This is a genomic window from Caballeronia sp. ATUFL_F1_KS39 (assembly GCF_023630985.1).
Taxonomy (GTDB): domain Bacteria; phylum Pseudomonadota; class Gammaproteobacteria; order Burkholderiales; family Burkholderiaceae; genus Caballeronia; species Caballeronia zhejiangensis.
Genome location: NZ_JALQDZ010000035.1, coordinates 84520 through 103646, shown reverse-complemented (window position 1 = coordinate 103646; position 19127 = coordinate 84520). Strand labels below are relative to the sequence as shown.

Sequence of the window (19127 nt, the reverse complement as noted above, 5' to 3'; positions counted from 1 at the left end):
TTGTGAGGACGTACGAGTGCCCGCCGTCCGCGTTCGATCGACGCGGACAGTGCTGAACGTAACAACAGAAAACGTCGCTTATGAAGCCGGTTCCGACGCGCGCTCCAGCATTGCGTGCAGCAGCACGTTCGCGCCTGCCTCGATCCATTCCTGCGTCGCGTCTTCGATCTCGTTGTGGCTGATGCCATCGACGCACGGCACGAACACCATCGACGTCGGCGCGACCTGCGCGAGATAGCACGCATCGTGGCCCGCGCCCGACACCATGTCGCGATGCGAATAGCCGAAGCGCTGCGCCGCCGCCCGCACGGAAGCGACGCACGCGGCGTCGAACTTGACGGGCTCGTAGTAGAAGATCTGTTCGAGCGCGGTCTCCAGACCGATCTCGCCCGCGATGCGTGCCACGCCCTCGCGCAACGCGGCATCCATGCGCGCGAGCACGGCATCGTCGGGATGACGGAAATCGACGGTGAAGAAAACGCGGCCCGGAATCACGTTGCGCGAGTTCGGATGCACTTGCATCATGCCGACCGTCGCGCACCCGAGCGGCGCGTTGTCGAGGCCGATGCGGTTCACGAGATCGACCACGCGCGATGCGCCGAGGAGCGCATCCTTGCGGCGCGGCATCGGGGTCGGGCCTGCGTGGGCTTCCTGGCCCGTCAGCGTGATCTCGTACCAGCGCTGACCTTGCGCATCGGTGACGACGCCGATCGTCTTGTCTTCGGCCTCGAGTATCGGCCCTTGCTCGATATGCAGCTCGAACGCCGCGTGCAGCTTGCGGCCGCCGCACGGCACATCGCCCGCATAACCGATGCGCTCGAGTTCTTCGCCGATCGTCTTGCCATCGACGTCCTTGCGCGACAGACCGTAATCGAGCGAGAACACGCCCGCGAACACGCCCGACGCAACCATCGCGGGTGCGAAGCGCGAGCCTTCCTCGTTGGTCCAGATGACGACTTCGATCGGATGCTCGGTTTCGATGCCGCGATCGTTGAGCGAGCGGATCACTTCGAGTCCGCCAAGCACGCCGTAGATGCCGTCGAAGCGCCCGCCCGTAGGCTGTGAATCCGCGTGCGAGCCAGTAACCACCGGCAGCGCGTCGAGATTGCGTCCTGCGCGGCGCATGAACACGTTGCCCATCTGATCGACGCTCACCGTGCAGCCCGCTGCCTTCGCCCAGCTCACGATGAGATCGCGCCCTTCGCGATCGAGATCGGTCAGCGCGAGACGGCAGACACCGCCCTTCGGTGTCGCGCCGATTTTGGCCATCGTCATCAGGCTGTCCCATAGACGCTGACCGTTCACCTTGATGGACGTATCGAGACCAGCTTCTCTGATTGCATCCGTTACGACGTTCATTCGCCTCGCTCCTTACGATCGGACTTCGTATGTGAGTGACTTCGTTTCGTGCATGCCGGACGTTTGCGGTGCGATGCTGCACGCGCCCGGTGCACGTTTTTCTTATGCGATGAATGATGCGAACGACACGCCTCTTCGATAAATCGAGCGCTCTTCAATCCTGTCCAGTTGGACAGGTTGTAGCCGATTAAAATAAGCAAATCAACGTCTTTCGTGTGCGGGCAAACACCGAGCAAATAAAGCGATAAGCGTGCCATTGCGATGCAGCATCGGCAGCTATTGGTTGCAATGGCTTTTTCGACGCGATGCAGCGCCAAACATGCGAATGGCACGAATGACGCGAATCAGGCACGATGCGGCACACGGCCCAAGAATTCGACGATGAAGAACTCGACGATGAGATACGACGACGCGGCGAACGGCATCGCCGGAAACGAAGACACTGCGCCGCCTTCACGGCGTAGCAAGGCGCAAATCCGCGAGAGCAACGAAGCGCAGCTTCTCGCTTGCGCCGAGGAAGTGTTCGCGGAGAAAGGACTCGAAGGCGCGAGCACGGCGATGATCGCCGAACGCGCCGGCTTGCCGAAGGCCAACCTGCATTACTACTTTCCGACAAAGCTCGCGCTCTATCGGCGCGTGCTCGAAGATCTGTTCGAGGACTGGCATCGCGCGGCGGATACCTTCGAATGCAGCGACGATCCCGTGGAAGCGATCGGCGGCTATGTGCGCGCAAAGATGGACCTGTCGCGACGCAGGCCGCTCGGCTCGAAGGTGTGGGCGAGCGAGATCATCCACGGCGCGCATCACATGCAGGACATTCTCAACGAACGCGTGAAGCCCTGGCTCGATACACGCGTCATCGTCATCGAAAGCTGGATCGCGCGCGGCTTGCTCGCGCCGGTCGAGCCGGACACGTTCATGTTCATGATCTGGGCGATCACGCAGCACTATGCCGACTTCGATGCGCAGATACGCGCGTTGAAAGGCAAGCGCGCGCTCACACGCAAGGCCTTCGATGAACAGACGGAAGAAGTCGTGCGACTCGTGATTCGCGCGTGCGGGGCGGTGTCGCCGCGCATGGAAGAGAAAGACGACGCGCAATAAAAAACGCCGGCCGCTCGATGGCGGCCGGCGTTCACTGCTTGCTTCTTGCTTCTTGCTGCTGTACTGCTTTACTACGCACTACTACTGCATTCTCGCAAGTACTGCACTTTCTGATGCTTGCTGCTACTTCAACCGCTACTGCTCAGCACATCTACTGCCCTGCTGCATCAACCTTCGATTAGTGACCGAAGTAGACCGAGTTGCGATCCGACATCGACACGTTGGCGCGTGCGGCCGGAGCAGCTACGCCCGATTGCGAAGTGCCAGCGGTCGAAGGACCATAAGCGTTCGCGCCATTTTCAGCGTTCACGCGTGCTTGAGCGGCCTGCAGATTCTGCGGATAGTTCACGCGGTCTTCCGACGGGTTGTAGCCAGCCTTTTCCAGTTGAACCAGTTCAGCGCGGACTTGAGCGCGAGTCACCGGCGCATTGCTTTGTGCCGAAGCGAAAGTCGGGGCAGCCAAAGCAGCAGCGACGACGAGTGCGGGAACGAATGCCTTGATCATGATGAACCTCCAGTAGTCTTGTTTTGAAATCGAAACCGAATCGGAAGCTTTTTAAGCGTTTTCTGATTTCGTTTCGCTTGAAGACAGTGTAGGAGGCCGGGGACCTAGGGGAAACCCCAATTTCAAGGAAACATAATTGTCCGGACCGCAACAATGCGTTTCGCTCCGTGTTGCGCGGCGTGCGCGGGATCGCGTGGCGGACCCTGCTTAAGTTGCTGTTTTTCCAGCGTAATTTTCACGTCCGCCGCGCGCACGCGAGCTCGCTGCGGATCCGGCCATTGCGCCGACGCCAGCAATTCGTCATCCGGCTGACAGTCAGCAAGCCGCGGTCACATAGGCAAGCGCGGCCGATACGAGCTCGCGCAACAGCGGTTCGATCGCGTTCGCCTTGGCTTCGTCGTAAGCGAATGGCGGCGTTTCTTCCATGTAGCTGACCTGCGTAAGCTCCAGTTGAACCGCGTGAACGCCCTCTTCGGGCCGCCCGTAACGCCGGGTGATATAGCCGCCCTTGAAGCGCCCGTTGGCCACCGTCGTGTACCGGCCGTCGCGCTCGACGATGCTCGCAAGCCGTTCCGCCAGCCCCGGCGCCGCCGACGCGCCATCCGCCGTGCCGAAGTTGAAATCGGTCAGGCGGCCATCGAAAAAGCGCGGCACGACCGAGCGGATCGAATGCGCTTCCCATAGCAGCACGCGGCCGTGCGTCCGCCGCAGCGCATCGAGCTCGCCGGCGAGCGCATCGTGATACGGCTGCCAGTACATCGCGCGGCGCGCATCGATCTGATCGCGCGACGGCTCGTGGCCCGGCTTGTAGAGCGGCGCCTTGTCGAAGGTATCGACCGGACAGAGCCCCGTCGTGTCGCGGCCGGGATAGAGATTCGCGTCGTCGGGCGGGCGGTTCAGATCGACGACATAGCGCGCGTAGTGCGGCGTCAGGATCGATGCGCCCAGATCGCGCGCAAACGCATAGAGGCGTTCGAGATGCCAATCGCAATCCTCGGTGAGCTTGGCGACGGGCGTCATCTCGTCGGCGAGGGCGCAGGGAATCTGCGTGCCGCGGTGCGGAATCGAAATCAGGAGCGGCGCGTTGCCGCGTTCCAGCGTGAAGATCGAAGAGCCGTTCATGTGAGACCTCAATCCAGCAAGCCGCGCAAGGCGGCGCGATAACGCGCGAGCGCTTCGTCTTCGTCGGCGTGACGGCGCGCGTTGATCACCTTGCGGCCGGAGACGAAGACATCGCGGATCGGCGTCTCGCCATGCTCGCAAAACACCGCGCTCGACATCCACGCGTCGCTCGCATGTCCGCCGATGCCCGGATGCGCGTCGTCGAGCACGAGCCAGTCGGCGCGCAAGCCTTGCGCGAGCGCACCGACAGCGCGTCCCGTCGCGTGCGCGCCGCCATCGAGCGCGGCATCGAAAAGACGATCGGCCGGACGGCTTTGCGTCGGCGACGCCAGCACGTTGCGTTGCTGGCGGCAAAGGCGCTGCCCGTATTCCAGCAGACGCAGCTCCGAGCGCCAGTCGACGCCGACATGACTGTCGGACCCGACGCCGATGCGCCCGCCCGCGTCGAGATAATCGCGCGACGGGAACACGCCGTCGCCGAGATTCGCTTCGGTCGTGAGACACAGACCCGCGACCGCGCCGCTCGCCGCGAGACGCGCGCATTCGTGGGCATCGACGTGCGTCGCGTGCACGAGGCACCAGCGCTCATCGACGTTGAAATGTTCGAGCAGCCAGTCCACCGGACGATGCCCCGTAGCCGCGACGCAGGCGTCCACTTCGGCCATCTGTTCGGCGATATGGATATGCACCGGCGCGCGCTCAAAGCGCGCATCGATTCCCTCGATGAGCGCCGCGAGCGATTCGCCCGACACCGCGCGCAACGAATGCGGCGCGACGCCGTAACGCCGCGCGCCGTTTTCGGGCCGCGAGCGCGCGAGGGCGTCGATGAGCCCGAGCAGCGAATCGGGCGTATTGAGAAAGCGCCGCTGATCGTCGCGCGGCGCGCTCTTGCCGAAGCCGCTGTATTCGTAGAGCACCGGCAGCATCGTCATGCCGATGCCCGCGCGCTCCGCCGCATCGACGACGCGCTCCGCGAGTTCCGCGCGATTCGCGTACGGCGCGCCATCGGGCGCGTGATGCACGTAGTGAAACTCGCACACCGACGTGTAGCCCGCCTTCAGCATCTCGATGTAAAGCCAGTGCGCGATATCCGCGATCGATTCCGGGCCGATCCGCGCGGCGAAGCGATACATGAGATCGCGCCAGCTCCAGAACGTATCGGCGACGCTCGCGCGATACTCGGTGAGGCCCGCCATCGCACGCTGGAACGCGTGCGAGTGCAGATTCGGCATGCCGGGCAGGATCGGTCCTTTCGCGCGCTCGACGCCCGCGGGCGCCGCGCTGTCCGGCGTGACGCGCACGAGCGTGCCGGCGTCGTCCCATTCGAGCAGCACGTCGCGACGCCAGCCATCGGCGAGGCGCGCGTGCTCCGCGAAGAATGCGTTCATCGCTTGTCTCCGTTGTTATGTCGATGCGCGTCTACATCATGTCGATGCCGATATGCAGCCACGATGCGCCATCCTGAACCGCGCATTCGAGCGCGCTCGCGCCATCGATGCGCGAGGTGTCGCCTGCTTCGAGCGTATGGCATGTGTCGTCGGCGAACTTGATGTCGAGCCGCCCTTGCACGCAGAACAGAAACGTCACGTCGTGTTCGAACGCGAGCGAGCATGACGCGCGCCCGGCGTTCACCGTTGCGCGCGCGCGATCGCGGCGCACCATCAAGTTGAAATCGCGCGTCGGGCCGGCGAGGAGCGTGGCGTGAATCGGCGTCTCGCCGGCAAAGCGCGCGATTGCGAGCGGCGCATCGAGAACATGCACGTCGCCGTGCGCTTCCGTCAGACGCATGCCCGCGCCGTCGAGCAGCACGAGCACGCGATCGACGCCCTCGAACTTCGAGAACGCGCCGTCGGATGCGACGTCGGCGAGCGACAGACGCCACGCGAACGCATCGAGCGACACGCCCTGCGGCCCCGCCGCGATCTCGCGCGTGATGCCGCCGCCGTTCTTCCACGGCGTGGGCGTCAGCGAATCGGCACGAATGATCGTCACGTTCAGAAGTGTCCGGTGAATTGGTAGCGGTCGCCGGGATGCCAGAGATTCGCAACCGACGCCACCGCATCGCGCGACCACGTGCGCCGATGCAGCAGCAGACACGGCTCGTGCTCGGCCATCGCGAGCGCGAGCCGAATTTCCGCCGACGGCACCGATGCCTCGATCCGATACTCGACGCGCTGCAGCGGCGCGGCGGTCATCAGATACTGGTTCGGCGTGATCGTCGTGAAATCCTGGCGCGCGTATTCCGGCGCCAGCGCGGGATTCACGTAACGTTCTTCCATCTGTACCGGCTCGTCGTTTTCGAAATGCAGCACGCGCGAATGAAACACCGGGCTGCCGAGCGCGAGATGCATTTCGGCGGCGAGCGCTTCATCGACGATCGACGCGCCCAAATGCAGCACCTGCGCGCGATACGTGTGACCGCGCGCGACGATTTCATCCGAAATGCTGCGAATCTCGACGAGCGTCGACGCGTATTTCGGCTGCGCGACGAAGGTGCCCGCGCCCTGCACGCGCGTCAGCACCTGTTCGGCGGTCAGTTCGCGCAGCGCGCGGTTCACGGTCATGCGCGCGACCTTGAATTCGCGCGCAAGCTCGTTTTCGGAAGGCACCTGGTCGCCCTCCTTCCACTCGCCGATATGAATGCGCTGGAGAATGTAGTCCTTGATCTCCTGATACGCGGGCGTGCTCATTCAGCTTGTTCCGACGCGAACGAGAACGGGCTGTGCCGCGCGATCGCGCCTTGCTGCACGAGCGTCGCGATCGCGGCGATGTCGGGCGCGAAGTAATGGTCGAGGTCGTAGTGCGGCACGTGCGCGCGCAGCGTCTTCATCACTTCGGCGAGCGGCGCGCTCGTCTGATGCGGCGCGCGCAGATCGACGCCTTGCGCCGCCGCGAGCAGTTCGATCGCGAGGATGTTCGCGGTGTTGCTGGCGATGTCGCCGAGCTTGCGCGCGGCGAACGTCGCCATCGAGACGTGATCTTCCTGATTCGCGGACGTCGGCAGCGAATCGACCGACGCCGGATGCGCGAGCGTCTTGTTCTCCGATGCGAGCGCGGCCGCCGTCACGTGCGCGATCATGAAGCCGGAGTTGACGCCGCCATCGCGCACCAGGAACGGCGGCAGGCCCGAGAGCGTCGCGTCGATCAAAAGCGCGATGCGGCGTTCCGCGAGCGCGCCGATTTCGGCTGCGGCGAGCGCGAGATTGTCGGCGGCGAATGCGACCGGCTCGGCGTGGAAGTTGCCGCCCGAGAGCACTTCGCCCGTATCGGGGAAGATCAGCGGGTTGTCGGAGACGGCGTTCGATTCGATCAGCAGGACATCCGCCGCGTGGCGCATCTGGTCGAGGCACGCGCCCATCACCTGCGGCTGGCAGCGCAGGCTGTACGGGTCCTGCACCTTGTCGCAATCCGCGTGCGACAGGTTGATGCCGGAGCCTTTCAGCAGCGTGCGATACGCCGATGCGGCTTCCATCTGCCCGCGATGACCGCGCAGTTCATGGATGCGCGCATCGAACGGAACGACCGAGCCGGCGGCTGCATCGACGGACAGCGCGCCCGCGACGAGCGCGGTGCGGAACAGATCTTCGATCGCGAAAAGGTTGTAAAGCGCGAGCGCCGCCGACGCCTGCGTGCCGTTCAGCAGCGCGAGACCTTCCTTCGCCTGCAGCGTGAGCGGCTTGAGGCCCGCGACCGCCAGACCGTCGAGCGCACTGGCGCGCTCACCGCGAATCGTGACTTCGCCGATGCCGAGCAGCACCGTCGACATATGCGCGAGCGGCGCGAGGTCGCCCGATGCGCCGACCGAACCCTTGATCGGGATGATCGGCAGGACGTCGGCGTTGAAGAGCGTGATGAGCGCGTCGATGACTTCGCGGCGGATGCCCGAATGGCCGCGCCCGAGACTCGACAGCTTGAGCGCCATCAAAAGCCGCACGACCGGACGCGACATCGGCTCGCCCACGCCCACCGCATGCGACAGCACGAGATTCTTTTGCAGCAGTTCCAGCTGATCGGCCGGAATGTGCGTATTGGCGAGCCGCCCGAAGCCCGTATTGATGCCGTAAGCCGGATCGCCCTTCGCGGCGATCGCGGCGACTGCGCGCGCGCTGGCATCGATCGCGTCGAAGCTGGCCGGATCGAGCAGAAGCGGGTCCGAGCCCCGCGCGATGCGGCGCAGTTGCGGCAGCGTCAGTTTTCCGGGCGTAAGCGTGATCATGGTTCGTCCTGTCTATACAAGTTAGACTCAAGTCTAATCGCGCAGAAAGGACGAAACAAGGGGTTATCCGGGATTTCACTAGGCTCGCCCCGGAAGATCGACGCGTGTTGTCTATACAGATTTCACAGATCCAGCACTTTCTCCATCACGAACTGGACAAAGCGCTGCTGCCGCACGACGACGGCGCGCGCCAGCAGCATCGTGAAACCGCAATATTCGAAGAAAGGCCGCCCCGTGACGCTCGAATAGGTATGCAGCGTCGTCAGGCCGAGCACCTCCGCTTCGGCCTCGATGCGCGCGAGCAGCGACGTCGCCACGCTTTTGCGCTGATGTATCGGATCGACGAACATCATGTCGATGAGACCGTTCTTCTCGAGATCGGCGAAGCCCGCGAGTTCGCCGTCGACAAGTCCGACCCAAGTCGGGCGGCTCAAGCGCGCGAGTTCCCATTCGTCGCGATCGGCTTGCGACCAGGCTGCGATCTGCGCTTCGTTATAGTCGGCCGATGCCGTTTCGCGAACGGCGCGTTGGAACAGATCGATTACACCGTCGAGATCGCTCGCACGATACGGTCTGACTTCGATGAGCGGCAGGCCTGGCATTTCATCACCTTCGTTACTGTCAAAAGAAAAAACCGCTGCCGAAGCAGCGAGGGTCTAGCGTTCAAAACGCGGGAAAAAAAACTTTACGGAAATGAGTGGAATCGGCGCGCGCAAACGTTCAAATCGATAAAAAGACGGATGCCGATGCCGCGCCGCCGATCGGGTCCTTCAGGAAGCGACGGCCACCGTCGCGATGCCGAGCGCGGTCATCACGAGCGACGCGCCAACGTGAATCGCGATCTCCCCGAGCGCCCAGCCGAGCCGCCCTTGCTGCAGATGCGCGACCACTTCGGCCGAGAACGTGGAAAACGTGGACAGGCCGCCCATCAATCCGGTGATGATGAACAGGCGCCATTCCACCGAAATATCGGGAAAGCGCGCGAAAAAAGCGACTGCGACGCCGATGATGTAGCCCGCAATGACGTTCGCCGCAAAGGTGCCGAGCGGCAAGTTCGGAAAAATCGCATTCAGGCGCAAGCCGAGGACCCATCTGAGCAACGAACCCAGCCCGCCGCCGAGCCCCACGGCGATGATCGACAGATACATGAAATGTGTTAAATCAGTTCGAAGAAAACTGCGTTATGCCCCGCGGGCGAGCCGCTCGATCAGCGCGCCACGGCTCGTCTCGACGATCCAGCCGCCCTTGTGCCGCACATGCGCCGCCCATGTGCCGTCGCGCCGCTCTTCCCAGCAACCGGCATCGTGACCGTCGATGAAGAGCGAGCCGCGCACGACAAGTTGCGGATCGGCGGGATCGAGGACTTCGTCGTCGTTATGTTCAAGCTTCACGGTGTGCATGAGCGTCGTCTGCAAGCAAGTCGAAACCATGAGCGGTCTCGCGAAAGACGCCATTCTAACGATACTCGAAGCGCCTGGTTCAACCACTCACCGTATCATGAAAGACATTGCCGAAAGGCAATTGAGTATCCGCACGACATGCTCCATCGAAGGCGCATCGAAAGCGAGCGTCACGGCATCGATGCGTTCGAGCGTCGGCCATTGGCAGAAGAGATCGGCGAATGCGCTCGTTTGCGCGCGCAACTCGCAGCGGTGTTCCGTGATCGCCGGACGGCGGGCATGTCCGGAAGACGTTTCGATCGTTTCGCGCGCGGCGAGCCGGATCGCCTCGCACGCTGCGGCGGGCGTTTCGGTGACACCGCTCGAATAGCCGTGCGCCGTCTTCACGCAGAGAAAGCGCGCGCCTGGGAATGCGGGCAGCGTTTCGGCGCCGAACACGTCGTCGCCGGTCAGCAGCGCGACGCGTGCGCCGCGTTCCTCGGCAAGCCGCCCATAGAGTCCGGCCTCGCCCACTTCCTCGCCGTCGAGCATGACGCGCGCAAAGGCCGCGCTGTTGATCGTATGCGCGAGAATGCCGCGGCTTTGCGCGCGCGCGTGATAGCCGATCATGAACACGATTTCCGGCGATGCTTCCAGTCCCGCCATCATGCCGAGCGTGCGCGGCTTGCCGAGCACGAGCCGCGCGCGTTGATCGATGAGATCGGGCAACAGATTGCGAAAGCCGCCATGCGAATCGTTGATCCAGACTTGCGTCGCGCCGCCATCGAATGCACCTTGCGCGGCCGCATCGGCTTCGCGCGACATCCAGCGGCGCGCCTGTTCGTATTCCGTGTTGCCGGCGCGCGTCTGCTCCGGATGAAACACGCCCGCGATGCCTTCGATATCCACCGAGATCAGCACTTTCATGGTCGTGTTCTCAATGCGTCCTTGAGTGAGATGCGCCGATGACCGTTGCGCCCGGCGACCGTTTCCGCGCTGTAAAGCGCATCGAGGATCGCCTGTTCGGTGGCATCGGCGGCGGCTTGAAACAGCGGATCGAGACGCGCGTCGTTGATGAGCGGCGGCATCGCGATGAAGTCTGCATCGTGCGGCACGGTGTACGCGGTCGTGAAGGCGAGCGAGATGTCGCCGCTGCCGTGTCCGAAGACCGATCCGGTGCGTGCGAGACCGGCGGCGGCGCGCATCGCGAGACGGCGCAACTGACGTGCATCGAGCGGCGCATCGGTGGCGATCAACATGATGATCGATCCTTGCTCGGGCTTCTCATCGACGCTCGATTGGAGTTTGCGACCGAGCGCTTCGCCTTCGACAATCAATTGCTGCAGCTTGCCGAAATTGGCGAGCACGAGCGCGCCCGTCGTATAAGCGTCGCCGCCGATATGCACCACACGCGAAGCCGAACCCATGCCGCCCTTCAGTTCGAAGCACGACATGCCCCGCCCGGCGCCGACCGCGCCGCGCTCGAACTCGACACTGCACGCATCGAGTGCGCTCGTGTAGTGCGCTTCGTGAATCGCGAGCGCCTGCATGTCGTTGAGATAGCCATCGTTGCATTCGAACACGAGCGGATTCACGCTCGGGTCTTCGCGTCCGATGCGCGGATTCGCAGCAATGGCCGCGCGAATCTGCGCATTGGCGAGCGTGCCGACGCCGAACGTGTTGGTCAGCGCGATCGGCGTTTCGATCACGCCGAGCTCGTCGACCTGAACGAGCCCGACGCTCTTGCCGAACCCGTTGATGACGCACGCCGCAGCGGGCACCTTGTCGCGATACACGTCGCCGTCATGCGGACGAATCACCGTGACGCCGGTCTGCACCGCGCCTTGCGCAAGCGTGCAATGACCGACCGTCACGCCCGCGACATCCGCGATCGTGCCGCGCGGCCCCGCGTCGAGCGAGCCGATGTGCTTCATGGACGGTCGAGCTTCGGATCGAGCGCGTCGCGCAGGCCGTCGCCGAGCAGATTGAACGCGAGCACCGTGAAGAAGATCGCGAGACTCGGGAAGATGGCGACATGCGGCGCCATCGCCATGTCGGCGCGCGCTTCGTTGAGCATCGCGCCCCACTCGGGCGTCGGCGGCTGCGCGCCGAGTCCGAGAAACGACAGGCTCGCGGCCGTGATGATCGACGTGCCGATCCGCATCGTGAAGTACACGACCACCGATGAAATCGTGCCGGGCAGAATGTGCCGCGCGAGTATCGTCCAGTCCGAGGCGCCGATGCTCTTGGCCGCCTCGATATACGTGAGATGCTTCAGCGCGAGCGTATTGCCGCGCACGAGCCGCGCGAACGCGGGAATGCTGAAGATCGCGACCGCGCACACGACATTCACCATGCCGTTACCGAGAATCGCGACGACGCCGATCGCGAGCAGAATGCCGGGAAACGCGAAGAGCACGTCCGCGATACGCATCACGATGCGGTCCCACCATCCTTCGTAGTAGCCCGCGAGCAAGCCGAAGAACGTGCCGATCACCGCGCCGAGCACGACCGAGAGCAATCCCGCCGTCAACGATATGCGGCTGCCGACGAGTATGCGGCTCAGAATGTCGCGGCCCAGAGCATCGACGCCGAACCAGTGCGCAGCCGAAGGACCGGCGTTGAGGGCGTCGTAGTCGAAGTAGTTTTCCGGGTCATACGGCGCGATGTACGGCGCGATGATCGCGATCACGATCAGCAGCAGCACGAACACGGCCGCGATCATCGCGATGTGTTGCCGCCTGAACTTGCGCCAGAACTCGGTCCACGGCGTGCGGATCTCTTGCGGCGCGGTTGCCGCGCTTTCGGCTGTCACGCTCATCGCGTCCTCACTTGAAGCGAATGGTCGGATTGATGATCGCGTACAGCACGTCCACGATCAGATTGATCACGATGAACTCCAGCGAGAACAGCAGCACCTCTGCCTGAATCACGGGATAGTCGCGCATCTCGACGGCATCGACGAGCAGGCGGCCAAGGCCCGGCCAGTTGAACACCTTCTCGACGACGATCGAGCCGCCGAGCAGAAAGCCGAATTGCAGGCCCATCATCGTGACGACGGGAATCATCGCGTTGCGCAGGCAGTGCTTCACGATGACCATCGGCTCATGCACGCCCTTTGCGCGCGCGGTGCGCACGAAGTCCTCGCCGAGCACTTCGACGAACGACGCGCGCGTGAAGCGCGCCATGACGGCGGCCACCGCCGCGCCCAGCGTGATCGATGGCAGCACGTAGCCTTTCCACGTTCCGTCATCGACGATGGGCAGCCAGCCGAGCTTCACCGAGAAGATTTCCATCAGCAGCATGCCGAGCGCGAAGGCCGGAAACGAGATGCCCGACACCGCGAGCGTCATGCCCAGTCGATCGGGCCAGCGATTGCGCCACACCGCCGACACGATGCCGATGGTCATGCCGAAGATCACGGCCCATACCATGCTCGCGAGCGTGAGCCACAAGGTCGGCATGAAGCGCTCGGCGATTTCCGTCGACACGGGCCGCTTGCTGCGCGTGGACATGCCGAAATCGAAATGCACGACCTTGCCGAAGAAGCTCACGAGCTGTTGCGGCAGCGGCTTGTCGAGGCCGAGATCGGCGCGCACGAGCGCGACCGTGGCTTCGTCGGCTTCCGCGCCTGCTGCGAGACGCGCGGGATCGCCCGGCAGCATGTGCACGAAGAAGAACACCAGCACTGCGACGATGAAGAGTGTCGGCAGCAATCCGAACAGGCGTTTGGCGATGAAGTTGAGCATCGTGTTCGTCAGATAAGGCCGGGCGATGAAGCCCGGCCGTCGTCCATCACTTGATTGCGATTTCGTCGAAGTTGAACGAGCCGTCCGGCATTACGTATGCGCCCGACAAGCGCTTGCTGCGCGCATACACGACCTTTTCCGTGACGAGGAAGATCCACGGTGCATCGGCCCAGATGCGTTTTTGCGCATCGGCGTAGAGCTTCGCTTTCTCGTTGCGATCGGTCGTCGCGAGCGCTTTTTGCAGATCGTCATCGACTTGATCGTTCTTGTAGTACGCCGTGTTGAAGAGCTTCGGCGGGAACGAGCCGCCGCTCAGGAGCGGCGAGATCGCCCAGTCCGCTTCGCCCGTCGACGACGACCAGCCGATGTAGAGCATGCGTACCGGCGCGGTCTTCGGATCGGGCGCGCTCTCGATGCGCTGCACGCGCTGCCCCGCTTCGAGCGCTTCGACCGATGCCTTCACGCCCACTTGCGCGAGTTGCTGCTGCACGAACTGGATGATCTTCTGCGCGGTCGTATGGTTATAGCCGGACCACAACACGGTTTCGAAGCCGTTCGGATAACCGGCTTCCTTCAACAGCTCGCGCGCCTTCGCGGGATCGTATTTCCACGGTCCGAGCTTCGGCGTCGCGTAGTCGACGCCCGGCGGCACGACGCCTTCGGACGGCACGGCATAACCCGCGAACGCGACCTTGACGAGCGCTTCCTTGTTGATCGCGTAGTTCATCGCCTCGCGCACCTTCGGATTGTCGAAGGGCTTCTGCAGCGTATTCATGCTGACGTAGCGCTGAATGATCGAAGGCGCCGCGATCAGATCGACCTTCGGACTCGACTTGAGCGTCGCGGCCTGCTCGAACGGAATCGAGAACGCGAAGTCCGCTTCGCCCGTTTGCATGAGCGCGGCGCGCGTGTTGTTATCGACCACGGGCTTCCAGTCGATCATGTCGATCTTCGGCAAGCCCTTGCGCCAGTAGCCCGCGAACTTCTTCACTTTCAGGTCGTCGGTCTGCTTCCATTCGACGAATTCGAACGGCCCCGTGCCGACCGGATGAAACGCGATGTCCTTGCCGTATTTCTGCAGCGCGGTCGGCGAGATCATCACCGCCGACGGGTGCGCGAGCACGTTGATGAACGCCGAGAACGGAATCTTCAGCGTGATCTTCACCGTGTACGGATCGACCACTTCGGTCTTCTCGATCTTGTTGAAGAGGTTGTAGCGCTTCAGCTTGTTGTCCGGATTCGTCACGCGGTCGAAGACGGCCTTCACCGCATCGGCGTTGAAGTCGGTGCCGTCCTGGAACTTCACGTCCTTGCGCAGATGGATCGTGTACACCTTCGCGTCGGGGCTCGCCTCGTAGCTCGTCGCGAGCACGTTGCGAATCTTCATGTCCTTGTCGAAACCGAACAAGCCTTCGTAGAACGACTTCGCCACGGCTTGCGAGAGCGTGTCGTTGGCGTCGTACGGATCCATCGTCGTGAAGGTCGAGGCGACGGCCATCACGGCGGTGCTTTGCGCGTGCGCAGCGACCGGCGCGAGAACGGTCAATGTGGCGAACGCGCTTGCTGCGAGCATCGCGCGCAATTTGAAGGACGGCATCGTTGGACTCCTTGTTGAAGTGCTTTTCGAGGTGCTCTTCGAATTGCTTTTAGTAAGCGCCGCCAACGTGATGCTCGGCGACAAAGTGATCAGGTCCGACAGCAACCAGTTTTGCGACGATCGGCTCATCGCCGAGCTTGCGGATCGGGCTTGGAATCTCGTCGGCGACGAGCATGCGCTTCGCGTGCCGACGCGACGGATCGGCGACCGGCACCGCGCTCATCAGCTTGCGCGTGTACGGATGACGCGGCGCTTCGAACACCGCCGCGCGCGGCCCGATCTCGACGATCTGCCCGAGATACATCACCGCCACGCGATGACTCACGCGCTCCACGACCGCCATGTCGTGCGAAATGAAGAGATACGCGACGCCCAGTTCGCGCTGCAAATCCAGCATCAGATTGACGATCTGCGCGCGCACCGAGACATCGAGCGCGGACACGGATTCATCGGCGATCACGACTTTCGGGTTCAACGCGAGCGCGCGCGCAATCGCGATGCGCTGCCTCTGACCGCCCGAGAATTCATGCGGATAACGTTGCGCGGCTTCGGGCGGCAAGCCCACTTTGTCGAGCAGCCAGTCGACCCGCGCCTGTGCTTGTCTTCCGCTCGCGACGCCATGCACGAGCAGCGGTTCCATCACCGAAAAGCCCACGGTCAGACGCGGATTGAGCGACGCGAACGGGTCCTGAAAAATGAACTGGATATTGCGCCTGAGCGCCTGCAACGCGTGACCTTCGAGCTTGCTGATATCGCGTCCATCGAATTCGATGGACCCGCTCTGGCTCTCGACGAGCCTGAGCAGCGAACGTCCCGTCGTCGATTTGCCGCAACCCGATTCGCCGACGAGCGCAAGCGTTTCGCCAGGCCGCAAGTCGAAGCTCACGCGTTCGACCGCGTGCACCGCCGCCGTCGTTCGGCCAAAGAGGCCGCTCTTCACCGGAAAGCGCGTGACCAGATCGCGCACGCGCAGTATCGGTTCCATGGCTTCATCGACGGCGGGCTGCTTCTCCTTCTCGACCGCTTCCGACGGACGCAACGCGCTCGCATCGTCGGGCGCGATGTCGGCGGACTCGACTTCGAGGATCGGGAATTTCGCGGGACGATCGGTGCCGCGCATCGCGCCGAGCGTCGGCACGGCGGCGAGCAGCGCTTTCGTGTACGGATGCTTCGGCGCATGAAACAGCGCGTCCGATGGCGCCTCTTCCACCTTCTCGCCGCGATACATGACGAGCACGCGATCGGCCACTTCCGCGACCACGCCCATGTCGTGCGTGATGAAGATCACGCCCATGTTCATCTCGTCCTGCAAGCCGCGCACGAGTTGCAGGATCTGCGCCTGAATCGTCACGTCGAGCGCGGTCGTCGGCTCATCGGCGATCAAGAGCGCGGGCTTGCACGAGAGCGCCATCGCGATCATCACGCGCTGGCGCATGCCGCCCGACAACTGATGCGGATAGCGCGCGAACACGCGCCTCGCCTCGGGAATCCGCACGAGATCGAGCAGACGCAATGCCTCGGCGCGCGCATCGGAACGGCTCTTGCCTTGATGCAACGCGATCACTTCCGCAATCTGGTCGCCGACCGTGAACACGGGATTGAGCGATGTCATCGGCTCCTGGAAGATCATCGCGATGTCCGCGCCGCGCACGCCGCGCATCGTCGCCGACGATGCTTTCGCGAGATCGAGCACTTGCCCGTTGCGCCGGCGAAACGCGATGCTGCCCGACACGATCTGTCCGCCGCCATGCTCGACGAGACGCATGAGCGCGAGCGACGTGACCGACTTGCCCGAGCCCGATTCGCCGACGATCGCAAGCGTCTCGCCGCGGTCGACGCTAAACGAGATGTTGCGCACCGCTTCGATGGTGCGCGAGCGCGAGCGAAAATTCACGGACAGGCCGTGTACGTCGATGACGCACGCTTCGGGCAGCGTCATCATCGATAGATCGCCGTGACGGGCGCTTCGCCCACGCGCGCGAATCCGCGATACATGCCTTGCGTGTTGAACGGCAACACGACGTTGCCTTTCGCATCGACGGCGACGAGTCCGCCGCGTCCTTCGATGCGCGGCAGCTTGTTCATCACGACATCGTTCGATGCTTCTTCCAGCGACACGCCGCGATATTCCATCTGCGCCGACACGTCATACGCCGCGAGCATGCGGATGAACATCTCGCCCGTGCCCGTCGTGGAGACCGCGCACGTCGCGTCGTTCGCATAGCAGCCCGCGCCGATCAGGGGCGCATCGCCGACGCGACCCGCCTGCTTGTTCGTGATGCCGCCCGTCGACGTCGCCGCCGCGAGATGACCGTTCGAATCGAGCGCGACCGCGCCGACCGTGCCGAACTTCTTGTCGGGATCGATAGGATCGTCCGGGCCGTTATCGAAGGCGAATTTCGTCATCGCATCGTGATCGAGCATGGTGCCGGACGTGCCACGCGCCTTCTGCCATTGCTGAAAGCGCGCTTCCGTGTAGAAGTACGACGGATCGACGAATTCGAGACCCTGCGACTGCGCGAAGGCTTCCGCGCCGGCGCCCGTAAACATGACGTGATCGCTCGCGTCGAGCACGCGGCGCGCGGCGAGCACCGGGTTCTTCACGCGCGTCACGCAACTGATCGCGCCCGCTTCGAGCGTCGCGCCGTCCATCACGGAGGCGTCGAGTTCGTGCGTGCCGGCCGCCGTGAACACCGCGCCGTGCCCCGCGTTGAAGAGCGGACAGTCTTCGAGCAGACGCACGGCTTCGGTGACGGCGTCGAGCGCGCCGCCGCCATCGGCGAGCACGCGCTGAGCCGCGCTGAGAATGTCGGTGAGCGCGGCGAGATAGCGCCCTTCCGTTTCGGCGTTCATCGCGCTGCGCAGGAGCGTGCCCGCGCCGCCGTGAATCGCAATGACTGGTGTGACCTTCATGAGTCGCGCGGTTCCCTGTGAGTGTGTCGTTTCGCGGTCGTGCGGCGCGTCGTATGAGCGGCGCGCGCATCTTTGGCGAGCGCCGGGGCGACGAGCCACGGCAACACGAATTCGGTCAATCCCGATGCCGCCTCCACCGAACGCTTCGCCCGATGCGCGACCGCATCGCACAGCGCTTCGATGACGGCGAGCACGGCGGTATCGCAATTCGCCGCGAGCCTGCGTTCGGCGCGGATCGCGAGCACGAGATCGGCGACCTGCGCGAGCGGCGACGCGGCGCTGTCCGTCAACGCGACCACGCGCAAGCCGTGATCGCGCGCGAGCCGCGCAAGCGTGATGGTGTCGTCGACATAGCGCGGGAACGCGATCGCGACGAGCACATCGCCGCGCGAAGCCGTGAAAAGCCTGCGCGCCGCGTGCGACGGCCCGCCCATCAGCGCGAGCGATTGCACGTTCGCGCAATACGGCGTGAGACCGTGCTCCATCAGGCCGGCGAGAAACGCGCTCGCGCCGTAGCCGATCACGAAGACGCGCGGCGCGGCGAGAATCGTATCGACGATCGCTTCGGCCCTCGCGCCATCGACGGATGTTTGCGCGAGACGCAGATTCGCCGCCGCCTGTGCAAGCGATGCATCGAATACTTCGGCGCCGCTCGCCGGCGATTCGAGCGCGGTGCGCAAGCGCTCGACCGGCGCGATGGTCGCCTCGAAGCCGCGCACGAGCGCCTCGCGAAACGCGGGATAGCCGGAGAATCCGAGCGCACGCGCAAAACGGTTCGCCGTCGCCACCGACGCGCCCACCGCGCCCGCCAGCTCGTCGATACGCATCGTCGCCGAGCGGAACAGGTTCGCGAGCACGAACGCCCCCATGCGCCGATGGATCGGCGTGAGCGTCGGCATGGCCGCCGCGATGCGCGCGGAGATCAGATCGTCGGCGCTCGCCGGCGCACGGACCGATAGTGAACGGGACATGAAATGCGCTGCGCCCTCATGGCGATTGAACGCGATGAAAGTATATTTACTCGAAAATCCGGCCAAAAAAAATTCATTTTCATCGAACTCGGGTTTTCGATAAGGCGCGCCACGGCCCGCAACTCGGCCGCATCCGATGCCTCGAACGCGCACGATCATGCACAATACGGAGCGCGTCGCGATGCAAGATCGCGCGTCTTCAGTCCTCCACG

At 63.8% G+C, this 19127-nt stretch carries 19 protein-coding genes; 1 reads left to right on the top strand and 18 read right to left on the bottom strand.

The annotated features are described in order from the left end of the window. Positions 1-78 precede the first annotated feature (78 nt). A complete protein-coding gene (locus NCR93_RS15580) occupies positions 79-1359 on the bottom strand; it encodes a Zn-dependent hydrolase (RefSeq protein ID WP_008353719.1) in 1281 nt (426 codons plus the stop codon). 381 nt (positions 1360-1740) lie between these two features. Here NCR93_RS15580 and NCR93_RS15575 point away from each other — a divergent pair, with 381 nt between their 5' ends. Continuing rightward, on the top strand, positions 1741-2463 hold the full coding sequence (locus NCR93_RS15575) for a TetR/AcrR family transcriptional regulator (RefSeq protein ID WP_075583504.1): 723 nt from the start codon (positions 1741-1743) through the stop codon (positions 2461-2463). Between the two features lie 178 nt (positions 2464-2641). Here NCR93_RS15575 and NCR93_RS15570 read toward each other — a convergent pair whose 3' ends face one another. The 17 genes from NCR93_RS15570 to NCR93_RS15490 all read right to left on the bottom strand — a co-directional run bounded on the left by NCR93_RS15570 (position 2642) and on the right by NCR93_RS15490 (position 18915). After that, on the bottom strand, positions 2642-2965 hold the full coding sequence (locus tag NCR93_RS15570) for a DUF4148 domain-containing protein (RefSeq protein WP_033536343.1): 324 nt from the start codon (positions 2963-2965) through the stop codon (positions 2642-2644). A 318-nt stretch (positions 2966-3283) separates the two neighbouring features. Further along, positions 3284-4090, bottom strand: a complete 807-nt coding sequence (hutG, locus tag NCR93_RS15565) for an N-formylglutamate deformylase (RefSeq protein ID WP_175979161.1) — start codon at positions 4088-4090, stop codon at positions 3284-3286. 8 nt (positions 4091-4098) lie between these two features. Next, positions 4099-5478: a formimidoylglutamate deiminase gene (locus tag NCR93_RS15560; RefSeq protein ID WP_175979160.1), complete on the bottom strand. Its 1380-nt coding sequence runs from the start codon at positions 5476-5478 to the stop codon at positions 4099-4101. A 31-nt stretch (positions 5479-5509) separates the two neighbouring features. Continuing rightward, complete coding sequence (locus NCR93_RS15555; protein ID WP_175979159.1) at positions 5510-6082, bottom strand: HutD/Ves family protein; 573 nt, start codon at positions 6080-6082, stop codon at positions 5510-5512. A 2-nt stretch (positions 6083-6084) separates the two neighbouring features. Then, on the bottom strand, positions 6085-6780 hold the full coding sequence (gene hutC, locus NCR93_RS15550; protein WP_008353725.1) for a histidine utilization transcriptional repressor HutC: 696 nt from the start codon (positions 6778-6780) through the stop codon (positions 6085-6087). Continuing rightward, positions 6777-8306: a histidine ammonia-lyase gene (gene hutH / locus NCR93_RS15545; protein ID WP_008353726.1), complete on the bottom strand. Its 1530-nt coding sequence runs from the start codon at positions 8304-8306 to the stop codon at positions 6777-6779. The genes hutC and hutH overlap by 4 nt, the downstream gene beginning before the upstream one ends. A 122-nt stretch (positions 8307-8428) precedes the next feature. Continuing rightward, on the bottom strand, positions 8429-8908 hold the full coding sequence (locus NCR93_RS15540; protein WP_008353727.1) for a GNAT family N-acetyltransferase: 480 nt from the start codon (positions 8906-8908) through the stop codon (positions 8429-8431). 168 nt (positions 8909-9076) lie between these two features. Continuing rightward, the gene (crcB, locus tag NCR93_RS15535) at positions 9077-9454 is read right to left on the bottom strand and encodes a fluoride efflux transporter CrcB (protein WP_008353729.1); all 378 of its coding nucleotides are present in this window, start codon (positions 9452-9454) and stop codon (positions 9077-9079) included. A gap of 33 nt (positions 9455-9487) precedes the next feature. Continuing rightward, a complete protein-coding gene (locus NCR93_RS15530; protein ID WP_033536342.1) occupies positions 9488-9736 on the bottom strand; it encodes a hypothetical protein in 249 nt (82 codons plus the stop codon). Positions 9737-9793: 57 nt separating this feature from the next. Further along, positions 9794-10612: a M55 family metallopeptidase gene (locus NCR93_RS15525; protein WP_175979158.1), complete on the bottom strand. Its 819-nt coding sequence runs from the start codon at positions 10610-10612 to the stop codon at positions 9794-9796. Next, on the bottom strand, positions 10609-11619 hold the full coding sequence (locus NCR93_RS15520) for a DmpA family aminopeptidase (protein WP_175979157.1): 1011 nt from the start codon (positions 11617-11619) through the stop codon (positions 10609-10611). Before NCR93_RS15520 ends, NCR93_RS15525 begins: the two co-directional genes overlap by 4 nt. Further along, positions 11616-12506: a glutathione ABC transporter permease GsiD gene (gene gsiD / locus NCR93_RS15515; protein ID WP_175979156.1), complete on the bottom strand. Its 891-nt coding sequence runs from the start codon at positions 12504-12506 to the stop codon at positions 11616-11618. Before gsiD ends, NCR93_RS15520 begins: the two co-directional genes overlap by 4 nt. Before the next feature lie 7 nt (positions 12507-12513). Next, entirely contained in the window at positions 12514-13434 is a 921-nt protein-coding gene (gene gsiC, locus NCR93_RS15510) for a glutathione ABC transporter permease GsiC (protein ID WP_008353734.1), read from the bottom strand. Between the two features lie 46 nt (positions 13435-13480). Beyond that, on the bottom strand, positions 13481-15031 hold the full coding sequence (gene gsiB, locus NCR93_RS15505) for a glutathione ABC transporter substrate-binding protein GsiB (RefSeq protein WP_008353735.1): 1551 nt from the start codon (positions 15029-15031) through the stop codon (positions 13481-13483). A 49-nt stretch (positions 15032-15080) separates the two neighbouring features. After that, entirely contained in the window at positions 15081-16973 is a 1893-nt protein-coding gene (locus NCR93_RS15500) for a dipeptide ABC transporter ATP-binding protein (RefSeq protein ID WP_175979155.1), read from the bottom strand. Beyond that, complete coding sequence (locus NCR93_RS15495; RefSeq protein ID WP_175979154.1) at positions 16970-17944, bottom strand: isoaspartyl peptidase/L-asparaginase family protein; 975 nt, start codon at positions 17942-17944, stop codon at positions 16970-16972. Before NCR93_RS15495 ends, NCR93_RS15500 begins: the two co-directional genes overlap by 4 nt. After that, entirely contained in the window at positions 17941-18915 is a 975-nt protein-coding gene (locus NCR93_RS15490; RefSeq protein WP_033536341.1) for a MurR/RpiR family transcriptional regulator, read from the bottom strand. Before NCR93_RS15490 ends, NCR93_RS15495 begins: the two co-directional genes overlap by 4 nt. Positions 18916-19127 lie beyond the last annotated feature (212 nt).

What these genes read in the sequence shown, in the direction of transcription:
- NCR93_RS15580 (WP_008353719.1), bottom strand. Translation starts at nt 1,359, where the DNA reads ATGAACGTCGTAACGGATGCAATCAGAGAAGCTGGTCTCGATACGTCC.
- NCR93_RS15575 (WP_075583504.1), top strand. Translation starts at nt 1,741, where the DNA reads ATGAAGAACTCGACGATGAGATACGACGACGCGGCGAACGGCATCGCC.
- hutG (WP_175979161.1), bottom strand. Translation starts at nt 4,090, where the DNA reads ATGAACGGCTCTTCGATCTTCACGCTGGAACGCGGCAACGCGCCGCTC.
- NCR93_RS15560 (WP_175979160.1), bottom strand. Translation starts at nt 5,478, where the DNA reads ATGAACGCATTCTTCGCGGAGCACGCGCGCCTCGCCGATGGCTGGCGT.
- hutC (WP_008353725.1), bottom strand. Translation starts at nt 6,780, where the DNA reads ATGAGCACGCCCGCGTATCAGGAGATCAAGGACTACATTCTCCAGCGC.
- hutH (WP_008353726.1), bottom strand. Translation starts at nt 8,306, where the DNA reads ATGATCACGCTTACGCCCGGAAAACTGACGCTGCCGCAACTGCGCCGC.
- NCR93_RS15540 (WP_008353727.1), bottom strand. Translation starts at nt 8,908, where the DNA reads ATGCCAGGCCTGCCGCTCATCGAAGTCAGACCGTATCGTGCGAGCGAT.
- crcB (WP_008353729.1), bottom strand. Translation starts at nt 9,454, where the DNA reads ATGTATCTGTCGATCATCGCCGTGGGGCTCGGCGGCGGGCTGGGTTCG.
- NCR93_RS15530 (WP_033536342.1), bottom strand. Translation starts at nt 9,736, where the DNA reads ATGGTTTCGACTTGCTTGCAGACGACGCTCATGCACACCGTGAAGCTT.
- NCR93_RS15525 (WP_175979158.1), bottom strand. Translation starts at nt 10,612, where the DNA reads ATGAAAGTGCTGATCTCGGTGGATATCGAAGGCATCGCGGGCGTGTTT.
- NCR93_RS15520 (WP_175979157.1), bottom strand. Translation starts at nt 11,619, where the DNA reads ATGAAGCACATCGGCTCGCTCGACGCGGGGCCGCGCGGCACGATCGCG.
- gsiD (WP_175979156.1), bottom strand. Translation starts at nt 12,506, where the DNA reads ATGAGCGTGACAGCCGAAAGCGCGGCAACCGCGCCGCAAGAGATCCGC.
- gsiC (WP_008353734.1), bottom strand. Translation starts at nt 13,434, where the DNA reads ATGCTCAACTTCATCGCCAAACGCCTGTTCGGATTGCTGCCGACACTC.
- gsiB (WP_008353735.1), bottom strand. Translation starts at nt 15,031, where the DNA reads ATGCCGTCCTTCAAATTGCGCGCGATGCTCGCAGCAAGCGCGTTCGCC.
- NCR93_RS15500 (WP_175979155.1), bottom strand. Translation starts at nt 16,973, where the DNA reads ATGATGACGCTGCCCGAAGCGTGCGTCATCGACGTACACGGCCTGTCC.
- NCR93_RS15495 (WP_175979154.1), bottom strand. Translation starts at nt 17,944, where the DNA reads ATGAAGGTCACACCAGTCATTGCGATTCACGGCGGCGCGGGCACGCTC.
- NCR93_RS15490 (WP_033536341.1), bottom strand. Translation starts at nt 18,915, where the DNA reads ATGTCCCGTTCACTATCGGTCCGTGCGCCGGCGAGCGCCGACGATCTG.